This is a genomic window from Rubritalea sp. (genome assembly GCF_051252225.1).
GTDB lineage: Bacteria > Verrucomicrobiota > Verrucomicrobiia > Verrucomicrobiales > Akkermansiaceae > Rubritalea.
The window spans coordinates 20,327-34,210 of record NZ_JBPOGE010000001.1; the positions used below are offsets into that span (position 1 = coordinate 20,327).

General features: G+C 49.0%; 11 protein-coding genes. 10 read left to right on the forward strand and 1 reads right to left on the reverse strand.

What is annotated here, in order from left to right; all coding sequences use genetic code 11:
* Positions 1–6 precede the first annotated feature (6 nt).
* On the reverse strand, positions 7–1,098 hold the full coding sequence (locus tag ACSHX2_RS00095) for an alpha-hydroxy acid oxidase (protein ID WP_435689362.1): 1,092 nt from the start codon (positions 1,096–1,098) through the stop codon (positions 7–9).
* A gap of 203 nt (positions 1,099–1,301) precedes the next feature.
* Between ACSHX2_RS00095 and ACSHX2_RS00100 the strand changes: the two genes are divergently transcribed.
* From ACSHX2_RS00100 to ACSHX2_RS00145, 10 genes are all read left to right on the forward strand, one after another.
* Positions 1,302–2,279: a 2-hydroxyacid dehydrogenase gene (locus ACSHX2_RS00100; protein WP_435689364.1), complete on the forward strand. Its 978-nt coding sequence runs from the start codon at positions 1,302–1,304 to the stop codon at positions 2,277–2,279.
* A 277-nt stretch (positions 2,280–2,556) separates the two neighbouring features.
* Positions 2,557–3,297: a cytochrome c3 family protein gene (locus tag ACSHX2_RS00105; RefSeq protein ID WP_435689366.1), complete on the forward strand. Its 741-nt coding sequence runs from the start codon at positions 2,557–2,559 to the stop codon at positions 3,295–3,297.
* A gap of 35 nt (positions 3,298–3,332) precedes the next feature.
* Positions 3,333–6,755: a TAT-variant-translocated molybdopterin oxidoreductase gene (locus ACSHX2_RS00110; RefSeq protein ID WP_435689368.1), complete on the forward strand. Its 3,423-nt coding sequence runs from the start codon at positions 3,333–3,335 to the stop codon at positions 6,753–6,755.
* Between the two features lie 47 nt (positions 6,756–6,802).
* Entirely contained in the window at positions 6,803–8,287 is a 1,485-nt protein-coding gene (nrfD, locus tag ACSHX2_RS00115) for an NrfD/PsrC family molybdoenzyme membrane anchor subunit (RefSeq protein ID WP_435689370.1), read from the forward strand.
* A 43-nt stretch (positions 8,288–8,330) separates the two neighbouring features.
* Positions 8,331–8,885 carry a DUF3341 domain-containing protein gene (locus tag ACSHX2_RS00120; protein ID WP_435689372.1) on the forward strand — a complete coding sequence of 185 codons (555 nt, stop codon included), beginning with the start codon at positions 8,331–8,333 and terminating at the stop codon, positions 8,883–8,885.
* Between the two features lie 22 nt (positions 8,886–8,907).
* On the forward strand, positions 8,908–9,579 hold the full coding sequence (locus ACSHX2_RS00125) for a c-type cytochrome (protein WP_435689374.1): 672 nt from the start codon (positions 8,908–8,910) through the stop codon (positions 9,577–9,579).
* A 41-nt stretch (positions 9,580–9,620) separates the two neighbouring features.
* Complete coding sequence (locus ACSHX2_RS00130) at positions 9,621–11,060, forward strand: hypothetical protein (RefSeq protein WP_435689376.1); 1,440 nt, start codon at positions 9,621–9,623, stop codon at positions 11,058–11,060.
* Between the two features lie 35 nt (positions 11,061–11,095).
* Entirely contained in the window at positions 11,096–11,542 is a 447-nt protein-coding gene (locus ACSHX2_RS00135; RefSeq protein WP_435689378.1) for a hypothetical protein, read from the forward strand.
* Between the two features lie 19 nt (positions 11,543–11,561).
* Positions 11,562–13,022 (forward strand): cbb3-type cytochrome c oxidase subunit I, encoded by a 1,461-nt coding sequence (locus ACSHX2_RS00140; RefSeq protein ID WP_435689380.1) that lies wholly within the window; start codon positions 11,562–11,564, stop codon positions 13,020–13,022.
* A gap of 35 nt (positions 13,023–13,057) precedes the next feature.
* Complete coding sequence (locus ACSHX2_RS00145) at positions 13,058–13,816, forward strand: hypothetical protein (protein ID WP_435689382.1); 759 nt, start codon at positions 13,058–13,060, stop codon at positions 13,814–13,816.
* Positions 13,817–13,884: the final 68 nt, after the last annotated feature.

The following is a 13,884-nucleotide window of genomic DNA, read 5'->3' on the forward strand; positions in this document are numbered from 1 at the left end:
ATGTAGTTAGTTGAATGGTTGGGAGAATTCTTCGGGGAAGAGATGTTTTGCGTCTGCTAGTCGAGTGCAGGCGCCAAGGAGCATGGCAACTTCTAGTTCGTGCTGAATAAGTTTGAGGACGTGTGCGACTCCAGTGGCGCCAGCAACACTGAGACCGTGGATAATGGGGCGGCCTATCAATACTGCGTCAGCGCCGAGCGCGAGCGCGTGGAGGACGTCGGTACCGCGGCGGATGCCTCCGTCTACTAGGATGGGAAGTTGGCCATTGACTTGTTTCGCAATGTGCGGAAGGGCGTTCTGTGTCGAAGGCACTTGGTCGAGAGTTCGTCCACCGTGGTTTGATACGATGATGGCGTCGGCGCCGTGATCGATGGCGAGTTGCGCATCGAGTGGGTGAAGAATCCCTTTTAAAATGATAGGCAAATGCGTTAGCGACTTGAGCCAAGCGATGTCTTTCCAGCTAGGGAGCCCTGCTGTAAAATGTGGATCGAGGGCTGAACATGGCGCTGGGGGAGTACGCATTCCGCGAAGATTAATAGCTTCGACGCCTTGAGGCAGTTTGAAGCCAGCTCGTTGCTCTGCATTGCGAATGCCATTAATCGGCGCGTCTACAGTGAGTACGATAGCTTGGTAGTTGGCAGAGGTGGCTCGCTCAACGAGACGAGCTGTGAACTCGCGATCGTGTTGGATGTAAAGCTGGAACCACTGGGGAGCTCCGGGGGCGCAAGCTGCGATTTCTTCGATGCCCGAGCTCGCTTGGGTGCTTACGATGAAGGGAATATTCAGCGCAGCGGCTGCAGCGGCTGTGGCTAGTTCGCCCTCAGGGTGGAAAAGTTTGTGATATGCTGTGGGGGCTATCAGGACTGGGCTTTCATATTGATTACCAAATAGTGTTACCTTGGTATCAGTCGCGTGCTTGTCACTAAGGACACGCGGCCAAAGCTGTGCGGATGACCATGCTTTGCTGTTAGCTGTGAGGGTGTGCTGATCTGCAGCACCTCCGTTAAGGTAGGCAAGTGAAGATGAGTCGAGGATCTGGTTAGAGAGCCTTTGGTAGTCTGCTAGAGAGACTGCATCATGTGGAATAGGGCTTAGCATTGTGACCGGCGGTTTTGCTGATGGACGGTCTTATATGCCTGTTTAGAAGATTGTTGCTAACGGTGCGTTGATTTTGATTGGTGCTTGAATGACATTTCTAGGAGTATGGAAGGATTTTGGGTCTTGGTGGTTGTTGGGGGATTTATGAAACCTAGAGGATTAGGCTCGATGGTTGGCGCGAAATCTGTTTATTAGGAGCTGTTATGAAGGTGGCATTTTATTCGGCTAAGGAGTACGATCAGGAGTTGTTTGGTACGCACTCTGATGAGTTTAATTTTTTATTTTTAAAGAATCACCTGCGCGAGGAAACTGCGGCACTGGCTCATGGGTATGATGCCGTCTGTGTCTTTGTGAACGATGAGCTAAACCGTGTCGTGTTAGAGGCGCTCCACAAGGGGGGAGTGCGTATTGTCGTGCTGCGTTGCGCAGGCTTCAATAATGTTGATATAGAAGCGGCGGATGCGCTAGGTATTGAGGTCGCTAGGGTTCCGGCCTACTCGCCGAATGCGGTGGCGGAACACGCCGTGGCAATGTTGCTCACGTTGAACAGGAAAACGCACCGTGCGTATAACCGCGTGCGTGAGGGGAATTTTGAGCTAAATGGCTTGCTTGGCTTCGATCTTGTAGGAAAGACGGTGGGTGTTTTTGGGACGGGGAAGATAGGGTTAATATTTGCACGCATTATGAAAGGTTTCGGATGCGAGGTTATTGTCTATGACCCCTATCCCTCCGAAGAGGCAAAACTCTATCGCTTGGTGGACAAGGAGACTCTATTTGCTGAGTCAGATGTCGTAAGTTTACACTGTCCTTTGATGAAGGAGACTCAACATCTTTACAATGCGGAGACCCTCGCGAAGTCAAAGAAGGGTTTTACGCTTATTAATACCGGACGTGGGGCGTTGGTTGATGCGAAGGCTGCGATCGAGGCTCTCAAGTCTGGCCAGCTAGGTTATTTAGCTATGGATGTGTACGAAGAAGAAAAGGATTACTTCTTTAATGATCAATCCTCAGGGATTATTCAGGATGATGTGCTAATGCGTCTGATGACTTTTCCAAATGTTCTGATCACTGGGCACCAAGGTTTCTTCACGAGAGAAGCGCTAGAAGGAATCCTGGATACAACCCTGGAGAACCTTCGAGCGTTTTCCGATGGAAAGGAATTAGTGAATAAAGTGAGTTAGAGCTTGGCGCTATAGTCATGCGAGTAGGTCACAGGTCAGTGACCTTGGACTATTTATTATATAGTGGGTATCTAAGATAAGTTAACTAATTAAAAATCCAAGACTACGCATATTTAGCATTTTGCTAGGCAGAGAATGAGCGATTTAGAAAAAATATATTTTATGCCGGTTTTTCGGGTTGCCAGATGAGGTTTCATGTTGATACTCGCGCCGCCAAAATAGTTCTCAAAAAAGCCTTGTGAAAAATTTCACAAGCACATACAAGCACCGACACGTCATGGCTAACATTTTTCCTCGCTGGACCAACTTACTACCTCTCAAGATCGCGATCTGTGTAGGATCACTCGCTCTTGGTATCGTCGCCGCATTCACATACTACGCTACGCCTAAGACTCAGCGCGTGGGGTATATGCCGGATCAGCCGATTCCTTATGATCATGAGCTTCATGTGAAACAGCTCGGTCTTGATTGCCGATTCTGTCACTCATTTGTTGAAGAATCAGGTCACGCGAATGTGCCGACAGCTGATCGCTGCTGGACTTGTCACCAACATGTGAAGACTGATTCTGAGAAGCTTACTCCGCTTCGTGCTGCGATTGATAAGTCTTATGAAGGCTACACAGGTCAGCCTGTGAAGTGGGTTCGCGTTCACAAGTCACCTGATTACGTTTTCTTTGATCACTCCGCTCACCTTAATCGCGGTGTTTCCTGTGTGAGCTGTCACGGTAACGTGGATGAGATGCGCACGGTATATCAAGCAAAGGATCACAGCATGGGTTTCTGTCTCGACTGTCACCGCAGCCCTGAAGAGCATCTTCGCCCGCTCGAAGAAGTATTCAATCTCCAGTACACAGCAAAGAACTATGTAGAAACTCATCCTGAGTTCCAGAGCGCAGTGTTTGGCGAAGAGTACGACGCTACTGCATCTGAAGAAGAAGTTCAAAAAGAAGTGGGTACTTTCCTTAAGAACCACTGGGACGTTCAGCCGAAAGAGAGCTGCTCAACTTGTCACCGTTAATTTCCACCATCTAACTACCAACCTTTCTGCCTAATATGAGCAAACGCAAATGGCAACATCCTGAAATTCCTGCTGATGAGCCCACGACCAAAGTGTGGCGCAGCGCTGGTGAACTCGAAGATACTTCTGGGCTCCGTCAGTGGTTAGAGCGTGAATTTCCACGTGCAGCTGAAACGATGATCGACGAAGTTGACCGTGAGTCTACACGTCGTGATTTCCTTAAAGTGATGGGGGCTTCAACAGCTCTCGCCGGTTTCGGTCTCGCTGCATGTCGTCGACCAGAAGAGCTTATCGTTCCTTACGTAAACGCTCCTGAGTGGGTGATTCCTGGTAAGCCACTTTATTACGCTTCTTCTATCCCTACAGCAGGTGGTGCAGTGCCAGCAGTGGTGACGAACTACCAAGGTCGTCCTACGAAGCTCGAGCCTAACCGTATTCACCCTGATAACGATGGTCATAGTGCTTTCAATCAGGCTTCGGTACTCGATCTCTACAATCCAGCACGTTCCCGCGATTTCCTTAATAAAGGTAATAAAGTTTCTCGTGATGCCGCAGTGAAGGAGCTCGCTGAGCTTACTCAGTCTGGTAAAGTTGGTTTTGTTTTCGGTGAAGATGATTCAGCTACTCGCACGAGTCTTCGCAAGCAGCTCGGAGCTAAACTTTCAGGTGCTAAATTCTATAGTTACGAAGCACTTTCAGGTGCTGGTCGTAAAGAGTCTAACGAAGCAATCTTCGGCCCAGGCGCTGATGTTGTTGCTGATTATTCAAAAGCTTCCTGCATTCTTTCTATCGATTCCGATTTCCTCGAGCTCGATAAGCAAGGTCCTATAAAAGGTTACTACGATCGCCGCCATGTGAATGGTCGTAATTACGATAAGGACGCACTGAAGAATCAGAAGAACCTTAACCGTCTCTATATCGCTGAGCCGACATATTCACTTACGGGTGGTATGGCTGATCACCGCGCTCCAGTGGCACCATCTCAAGTGGGCCGCTTCCTCGCCCAGCTCGCTAAAGCACTCGGTGTGGCAGTGACTGTACCAGGTGGTGGATTTACTGGTGTAAAAGCGAAGTGGATCAACGAGTGTGCGAAGGATCTCCTCAAGCACCGTGGTGAAGCTGTAGTGCTTCTGGGTTCTCGTTACGATAAGGATCTCCACGATCTCACTCACCTCATTAACCAAAAGCTTGGATCTTTCGGGAAGACTCTCAATCCTGTTAAAACAAAGAAGGCTGGTCTTGGTTCTGTGAAGCAACTTCTCGCAGACATCGATGGCGGTCAGCTCGACACAGTGGTTCTTCTTACTCCTGCGAACCCAGTATATGAAAATGAGTCAATCGCAGCTGCGCTTAAGAAAGTAAAGACTGTGCAACTCGGTCTTCGTCTTGATGCGACAGCAAATGCTGCTGACCTTCACATTCCTGCAGCTCACTACCTTGAGAGCTGGAACGACTCTTACACATCAAGCGGTGTGTACACTATCGTTCAGCCAATGATTCTTCCGTTATACGGCGGGGTTTCTGAGCTGGAACTTCTTTCTGCTATTCTCGACGGCAAGCTTCATGATTCTAACGGATCTGAAACTTCACCTGCGTACAAAGCTGTACGCAAGACTTTCGAAACTGGTGTCGCTAAAACGTCTGGAGCGAAAGCAACTCAGGCAGCTTGGATGAAGCTTCTTCGTGAAGGTTTCTTCAAGTCAGCATATAAGAAAGCTCGTGCTACAGCTCCTGCAGTACCAACTCTTAAGGCTCAGCCAGAACCAAATGCGAAGAAGCTTGATATCGTTTATACGACTGACGGTTCAGTGTTTGATGGTCGTTACCTTGACAACGCATGGCTCCAGGAAGCTCCAGATCCGATCTCTAAGGTTTGTTGGGATAACGCAATCTACCTAGCGCCTGAAACGGCAAAAGATCTCGGTATCTATGACGAGCTAGTAAAGCTTGAGCAAGAAGGGGCCGCTTGGTGGGCTGCTCTTGGTATCGAGAAAGATACAATGATCAAGAAGACTGACGTGTCTGAATATGGTGAAGGTCCAAGCCTTTTCTCTCCAATTGCTAAGATTACGATCAATGGCAAGACTCTCGAAGCTCCTGTAATCATTGGCTTCGGTATGGCTCAAAACGTGATTTCTGTCTCCCTCGGTTACGGCCAAGGCTACGATGAAAACTTCGCAAGCGAGTTCAAAAACGGCGGTATCGAATACTCTCAAGCAGGCAAGAACAACGTTTCTGTTGTCGGCCTCAATACAGGTTTCAATGCTTACCCACTACGTGGTGAGTCTGACTACTTCACACAGGGCGCTACAATCGCTCGTGCTGAAAATGGTACAACATACAAGATGGCGCGCACACAAGAGCATCACGCCATGTATGGACGTGCACTTGCTCGTGAGATCTCAACTGCGGAAGATGAGAAGTATCACAAAGATTACGCAGCTCAGCTTAAAGGCGTTCAGAAGCAGGGCATGGATTCCCATGCTCCAATGAACATGAGCCTTTACAAGCCAGACGACCGCGAGGGTAAACCACTTCTTTCTGATAAGTCCCAGCAGTGGGCGATGACAATCGACCTCAATGTCTGTAACGGCTGTAATGCATGCCTCGTGGCATGTCAGGCTGAGAACAACATCCCTGTAGTCGGCAAGACTCAGGTGGCAATGGGTCGCGAAATGCACTGGATCCGTATGGACCGCTACTTCGCTGCGCCTGATACCTATGCTGAAGGTACTGATGCTTGGGAGAAATCTCCAGAGATGATCCCTCAGCCAGTTGCTTGTGTGCAGTGTGAGTCCGCTCCATGTGAGACCGTTTGCCCAGTAAATGCTACTGTTCATACTGAAGATGGCCTAAACGCAATGGCATACAACCGCTGTATCGGTACACGTTACTGCGCGAACAACTGTCCATACAAAGCGCGTCGCTTTAACTTCTTTGACTACAATAAGCGCAACCCGCTCATCCACAAAAACCTTTATAAAGGTCCATTAGGTGAGACTCAGGTAGGCGATGCGAAGTCACTTCAGCGCAACCCGAACGTTTCTGTTCGTATGCGTGGTGTGATGGAGAAATGTACATACTGTGTGCAGCGTCTTCAGTCCGCTAAGATCGATGCTAAGCGTCTTGCTAAGAAAGAAGCTGTTGGCGTGGCTGGCGGTTCTACAGAAGCGACGATCACCGCTAAGGATCTTATGCCTAAGACTGATGGTGTGCGTGTAGCATGTCAGGATGCTTGTGGTGCTGGAGCGATTGTCTTCGGTAACCTTCTCGATCCTAAGTCTACGATTCGCCGCATCAAGAGTTCGAACAACGAGGTCCTCAATGATCGCGCATACGACCTTCTCAACTACATCGGAACTCGCCCACGTACTTCTTACCTAGCACGTGTGAAGAATCCTAACACGTTAATGCCTGGAGCAAAGACAGTCGGTAAAGCCACTGTCCACATGCACTAATCTGAGCGAACGAATTACTCTACCAAATCTAATTAAGAACACCTATCATGGCTGATTCAGCACCCGCAAACACTGAAGATAAGAACTTCAAGCTACCCGTACTGGAGCGTGAAAAACTTATCCTTAACAACCGCTCCTACGGATGGATTACCGACCGTATCGCCGGTATCGTGGAGAAACCGCAACCACTTCTTTGGTGGATACTCTTCATCCCATGTGCACTTATAGCACTCATTGGTGTAGGCGGTGGTCTTACCTATCTCGTATCCACTGGTGTTGGTGTATGGGGTAATACGAACCGCACAATGTGGGGTTGGCCTATTGTTAACTTCGTTTTCTGGATTGGTATTGGTCACGCTGGTACTTTGATTTCAGCGATTCTCTTCCTGACGCGTCAGAATTGGCGAACCTCGATTAACCGAGCGGCGGAAGCGATGACGATTTTCGCGGTTTGCTGTGCGGGTATTTTCCCTGCGTTCCACGTTGGTCGTGTATGGATGGCTTGGTTCCTAGCTCCTATTCCAAATGCGAATGCGATCTGGCAGAACTTTAAATCACCACTTCTTTGGGACGTATTTGCGGTATCTACATACTTCACGATTTCCTTGATCTTCTGGTACATGGGCATGGTCCCTGACCTTGCAACTATCCGCGATCGCGCAAAACCAGGCATCCGTAAGTTCCTTTACGGCGTGTTCTCGCTCGGTTGGCGCGGTGGAAACCGTCAGTGGAGCCACTACGAGATGATGTATCTTCTTCTTGCAGCGCTCTCTACACCGCTCGTTCTTTCCGTTCACTCCATCGTTTCCTTTGACTTCGCGACATCTACTGTCCCGGGTTGGCACACGACTATCTTCCCTCCATACTTCGTGGCAGGTGCGATCTTCGGTGGATTCGCAATGGTGATGACCATCATGATCCCAGCGCGTTCTATCTACGGACTGCACGATGTGATCACCATGAAGCACATTGAAAACATGTGTAAGATCGTCCTCGCGACAGGAACCATCGTTGGTTACGCCTACATCATGGAGCTCTTCGTTGCTTACTACTCCGGTGCTAAGTATGAAATGGAAGCCTTCAAGATTCGTATCGTCGGGCCATACTGGTGGGCATACGTAACCATGATGTTCTGTAACGTGATAGCACCACAGATCTTCTGGTTTAAGAAATGTCGTGAGAATCTCTGGATCGTTATGGGTACTTGTATGCTCGTGAACATCGGCATGTGGTTTGAGCGTTTCGTAATCATCGTTACCACGCTTCCACGTATGTGGCTCCCAGGTGACTGGAAGTACTACGAGGCGAGCCCAGTGGATGTTATGACATTTGTCGGTACTATCGGCATGTTCCTTACACTCTTCCTTCTTTTCCTTCGTTTCCTTCCATGTATCAACATTGCTGAAGTGAAATGGACACTCCTTGAAGCTGACGCTCATTTCGATGATAAGAAGGCTCATCCTGATAAAGGTATTGCAAGCGAGCCCGCTTACCAATACGAGATCAACAAGAATCCTAACGTTGAGTGCTAATCCAGCTAACACCATCCTTTAACATTTACCTAATCACAGAACAGTGAGCACATCAGTAAAACGCGTCTACGGCTACCTTGCCGAATTCGAAAGCGCATCAGCACTCTATAAAGGTGCAGAGAAGGTGCGTGATGCAGGATTCAAAAAGTGGGATTGCTATTCCTCTTATCCTATTCACGGACTGGATGATGCAATGGGCGTACGTCGTTCCATTCTTCCATACTTCGTCTTCTTTGGTGGATCTACCGGTCTACTTACCGGTTTCAGTCTGGCTTTCATTACTCAGGTTCTGATCTACCCAACCGTAGTTCAGTCTAAGCCGGCGAACATTTTCACCACTGCGGCATTCTTCCCGATCATGTTCGAGCTCACTATTCTCTTCTCAGGTTTTACTGTGTTGTTCTGTGTGCTCGGTCTCATGGGTCTTCCACGACTAAATCACCCGCTTTTTGCTAGCCGCCAGTTCCACCGTGTGACTGACGATGGCTTCTTCATCGCTATTGAAGCTCGCGACCCGAGCTTCTCAGCTGAAGAAACAAAGGCTCTGCTTGAAGAAGCAGGGGGCTCAAACATCGAACTCGTCGAGGAAGAAGACTAAACCATTTTACCTATTTAGACTCATGCGCTATTTCTTTATTGTTTACGCTCTTCTCGCTGTTCTTGTGATCAGCGTCGGTGGTTTCCGAGGCGAAAAATTCACACACACACCATTCCGCTTGTTCCCAGATATGGATGAACAGGATCGTATCGACCCTCAAGAGGGTTCAGATTTCTTCAAGGACGGCTTGGGAGCACGTCAGCCAGTGGCTGAAACTCTTCCACAGGGTTATGAACCAGCTGATCTTGCTGATTCATCCAGCAAGTCATTCACTAATAACAATGACTACTACCACACTGGTCTTCTCAACGAAGATGTGTTCGGTAATGGTCTGCCAGTGAAGGAGCTTGGTCTTACTGAAGAGAGCCTACCAGCGTTTATTAAGCGTGGTCAGACTGCCTTCAATGCAAACTGCTCCGCATGCCACGGTATTTCCGGAAACGGTAAGGGCGTGGTAGCTGGCTACGGCATCCCTGGTGTTGCTAACCTCCAGACTTCAGTGCTTCCAGACGGTGCTATCTACGACATCATAGTCAACGGCCGCGGTGGTATGTCCGCATTCGGTTATCAAGTCGACGTGAAAGATCGTTGGGCCATAGTTGCCTACCTTCAAGCGTTGAAGTATTCCCGCGAGGTTCCTCTCGACCAAGTAAAAGAAGCTTTCGATGCAGGCATCGCTGCACAAGCTAAGTAATTTTCATCTAACTCTATCATTTCCTAACACTTACTAGTCCCATGGCACATCACGTCACATCACAGGACATCCCAGCAAACGGCGAAAAAATCGCTAAGAAAGACCTCGGTCTTCTTAAGATGGTTTCACTCATCGTCTTTGTTGTTGGAGCCGCATTAAGCTTTTATCTCTTCACGAACGATACGTGGGGAGCAGGCTATGCTTACTCATGGCTCTTTGCCTTCATCTTCTTCATCACACTTACTCTGGGTGGAGTCTTCTGGACCACTCTTCACCACGTGACCAACTCTGGTTGGGGTGTGAGTATCCGCCGTATCATGGAGAACCTCGGTTTTGTGTTCCCATTCATGGCTGTGATCGCCATCCCACTTATGGTTCCATCTGTACAAGATGACCTTTACGAGTGGATGAACCGTCACCGCGAAGTCGTTCAGACAGTTCCTGAAGTGTCTCATGACGCACATGGTGCTGAGCACGGTGGTGCAGCTCCTGCAGCTAGCGATGTTGACCCACACGCACCTGGTAATGGTTACAAGTCTCCATCAATCGACCAACTTCATTCAACACACGATCCACACGACCATCTTCTTGCAAATAAGCATTGGTACATGACTATCGAGAATTGGCTCATCCGTGTGGTATGCTTCTTCGTGATCCTCGGTGCAGGTATCTGGGGGCTTCGTAAGATCTCTATCGATCAAGATACTGATCCGAATCCAACGACACGACGCCTCATCTTAGCACGTAAGTTATCTTGTGCAGTGATGCCATTCTTCGCAGTTATTGCGACCTTCATCGCTTTCGACTTCGTGATGGGCTTAGACTACAAGTGGTTCTCCACAATGTATGGTGTCTGGTTCTTCGCTGGTTGTGCGCTCAACTCAATGGCTGTCCTCATCCTAGTGCTCACATGGTTGCGCTCCAAAGGCTATCTCTTGACGGTGACTTCAAAAGAGCACTACCACATCATGGGTAAGCTAATGCATGCCTTCGTGATCTTCTGGGCATACGTATCCTTCTCCCAGTTCATGCTAATCTGGTATGCAAACATAACCGAAGAGACTTGTTACTTCCTTCTACGTAACTCTTCAGACGGCTCAACTAACTGGAACCTCTGGAGCACACTTCTCGTGTTCCTGCACTTCGCGCTGCCTTTCGTACTTCTTCTTCCACACTACATGAAGAAGACTGTGAAGTTCGTTGTGCCAATCTGTATTTACCTTCTAGTAATGCACATTCTCGATCTCTACATCGCAGTGATCCCTGAGCGTGGCCCTTCACTTTCCGTTATGGGTAAGTTTGCTGGACATGAAGGTGAGATTCTTCTCACTGCTCCATATGCAGCATATCTTGGAGACGCCGTAGCATTCATTACAGTTGGTGCATTTTTCACCTTTATCTTCCTTCGCAACCTAGGTAGTGCAAACACCTACCCGAACCGCGACCCACGTATTCTCGAGTCTGCAAATCTTCACAACTAATCCCGACTCAATTCCCATTTAACTGAAATTCATTCATGGAACCTAATCTTAGAGACACACCACTGCGCCGCTTCAACACCTTTTGGTGGGGACTAGCACTCTTCGCGGCGTTCGCGCTCTCGGCAGTAGTTGTTAAGAACTTCGTCGCCGACGATGTTGTGGATTACGAATCCGAGCTAGCAAAACCACGCATTGATACTAAGCGTAAAGTCGATGCTGAGCAGGCTGCTGATCTTAATACTTATAAAGAAGTAGGTGACAGCAAAGTTCAAGTAGAGCCTAAAGACGTATTCGGTCTTGGTAAACAAATGGGTCTTCTCGATGGTCCAAAACCATCCGAGATGAAACACAATCGCACATTCGGTCAAGAGCCTGCAGCTGAGGAAGCTCCAGCACAAACCGAAGCAGCTGAAGTTCCAGCTACTCAAGAAGAGCCGACTGCAGCCGATCAGGGTGCAGAGGAAACTCCAGCTAAACAATAATTTCTAAAGAAACAGATCTATGGCATCAGAAATCACAAGCCAGCTAGTAGAAGACAAAAAGCTAAGAGCGCAAATTGACCGCTCTCTCCGTCACCCAGTGATGTTCTTCTTCACTAGTGGTGCAGCCTGGCTGGCTGTTGCGCTCATCCTCGGGGTGGTCGCTTCCGCAAAATACTACGCACCAGGGTTCCTTGGTGAGTGTTCACTTCTCAATGCAGGCCGCGTAATGAACGCGCATATGGCAGCATTTATCTATGGATGGGGAGCTCAATCCGCATTTGGTGTAATCATCTGGTTGATGGCGCGTCTTTCCCGCCAAGAGTCAAAAAAAGCGGGTATCATTCTAGCAGTGGGCCACGTTTGGAATGTGGTGGTTTCTGCTGGCCTTCTAGGAATCCTCCTTGGCCAGGGCACAGGTAAGCCGTGGATGTATTTCCCTAACTGGGTGTTCCCAGTACTCGTAGCATGTTACTTCGGTATCGGCATTTGGTCTGTGATTTCATTCCGCGTTCGCCGTGGTGGTCACGTCTACGTTTCTCAGTGGTACCTTCTCGCGGCACTCTTCTGGTTCCCATGGGTAATGCTTTCTGGTTACTTCTTTATCGATGTCTTCGCCGCTGAAGGCAATGGAGTAATGGCAGCTGGGATCAACTCTTGGTTCCGCTCGGCTCTCTTCTTCCTGTTCTTCACGCCGGTTGCTATTGCAGCAGCCTACTACATCACTCCTAAGGTGACTGGTCGCCCAGTGTATTCTTATAAGCTAGCGCTTCTTGGGTTCTGGGGCCTTGCGATTATTGGTCCTTGGGCTGGAATGCAGAAGGTAATGGGCTCACCACTTCCAGCATTCCTTCAGTTTTTTGGAGCTGGCGCGGCAGTACTTATCATCATCCCAGCACTCTGTGTTGCCGTGAATATTCTTAAGACAACATCTGGTAAGTCCGGAACGGTTGCGCATTCACCATCACTTCGTTTTACGATCGCTGGTGTGATTGGTCTTCTCGTCACGACAGTAACGGGTGGCCTACTCGCTCTTCCTGGTGCTCTTAAGTTTACTCAGTTCGCATTTGGTGGCACCTACGGTTACGAGGTGCTAGGTCTCTACGGATTCTACTCAATGAGCATGTTCGGTGCAATCTACTTCATCGTACCACGTGTGACTAACCGTGAGTGGATTTCTGGTGGGCTTATTCGCCAACACTTCTGGTTATCACTCTACGGTGTGGTGTTCATTGCTCTGTTCTGCTGTATCCTAGGTGCGTTCATGCACGGTTACAGTCTCGAAGAACTCACAGTGCCAGATGCATCAGCTCAGGCCCGTGTGTTCCCATACGCAGTAGGCGTGACAATAGGGTGGGGCTTTGTAGCTCTCGCAAACGTATTCTTCTGTTTTCACCTTCTTCTCATGTGGCTACGACTTGGTCGCCGCAGCAGTCACCCAACACTTCTTGAGCACGAAGAGCCATCACTCCCAACTGCCTAATCAATTTTTCTATCTAATATACGCTTCCCGAAATCATGACTGTTAAAACATTCTTCATCGGCCTCGCAGCCAGCTTCGCGCTTCCTTGGCTCGTGATGGTAGCTGTCCCATACGCAACGATGCGTAATGTCGAGATTCCACAATTTGACGAAGTGGATGACGGCAAGACCGGCTCCTACGCTCCTGTAAAAGCAGGTCGTACTGGTAATGGTTCCGCTATCTACGGAGCTGAGGGTTGTGCGCAATGCCACAGCCAGCTTTCCCGTCCGACCTACGCAGGTAACGACCTCGGTCGCCCTAATCTAGCCGGTATCCAGAAGGATCCTAACCTCGGTGACACTCGCCGCGAGTCCCTCCTTTGGGATTACACTGGTGAAGAGTTCGCTTGGATTGGTGAAACACGCATTGGTCCTGACCTCGGTAACTACGGTCGCCGCATGGAGATCCAAGCAGCCGAAGAGAATACTAAGATCGCTACTGCGCTCGGAGTGAAAGTGGAAGAGCTCAAAGCAGAGCAGAAGTACAATACTGAGAAAGCAGTATTCGCTCATCTCTACAATCCACGTTCCGACAATGATGATTCAGTTTGTCCGTCCAATCAGCACATGTTCAAAGTTGTGCCAGTGTACGGTCAAGGCTATGAAAATGCACTTGCATCCTCAGGTGACGAGCAAATCATTGCTAAGCCAAAGGCGCTTGCGCTCACTTCCTACCTTCTCAATCTCAAGCGTGACTCCGAAGTGCCATACGCACTCAACTTCGCTCGCGCTAAGAAAAAAGCATCCGCTAAGTAAAGAATATCCAGCTGCGCGTTAGAAAGAGCTTGCAGCTAATCCAATTTCAACTCACCAACCGCACTCAT

Excerpts from the sequence above, each read along its gene's own strand:
- ACSHX2_RS00130 (WP_435689376.1), top strand. The coding sequence starts at position 9,621 with ATGGCACATCACGTCACATCACAGGACATCCCAGCAAACGGCGAAAAA.
- ACSHX2_RS00105 (WP_435689366.1), top strand. The coding sequence starts at position 2,557 with ATGGCTAACATTTTTCCTCGCTGGACCAACTTACTACCTCTCAAGATC.
- ACSHX2_RS00135 (WP_435689378.1), top strand. The coding sequence starts at position 11,096 with ATGGAACCTAATCTTAGAGACACACCACTGCGCCGCTTCAACACCTTT.
- nrfD (WP_435689370.1), top strand. The coding sequence starts at position 6,803 with ATGGCTGATTCAGCACCCGCAAACACTGAAGATAAGAACTTCAAGCTA.
- ACSHX2_RS00110 (WP_435689368.1), top strand. The coding sequence starts at position 3,333 with ATGAGCAAACGCAAATGGCAACATCCTGAAATTCCTGCTGATGAGCCC.
- ACSHX2_RS00125 (WP_435689374.1), top strand. The coding sequence starts at position 8,908 with ATGCGCTATTTCTTTATTGTTTACGCTCTTCTCGCTGTTCTTGTGATC.
- ACSHX2_RS00100 (WP_435689364.1), top strand. The coding sequence starts at position 1,302 with ATGAAGGTGGCATTTTATTCGGCTAAGGAGTACGATCAGGAGTTGTTT.
- ACSHX2_RS00095 (WP_435689362.1), bottom strand. The coding sequence starts at position 1,098 with ATGCTAAGCCCTATTCCACATGATGCAGTCTCTCTAGCAGACTACCAA.
- ACSHX2_RS00140 (WP_435689380.1), top strand. The coding sequence starts at position 11,562 with ATGGCATCAGAAATCACAAGCCAGCTAGTAGAAGACAAAAAGCTAAGA.
- ACSHX2_RS00145 (WP_435689382.1), top strand. The coding sequence starts at position 13,058 with ATGACTGTTAAAACATTCTTCATCGGCCTCGCAGCCAGCTTCGCGCTT.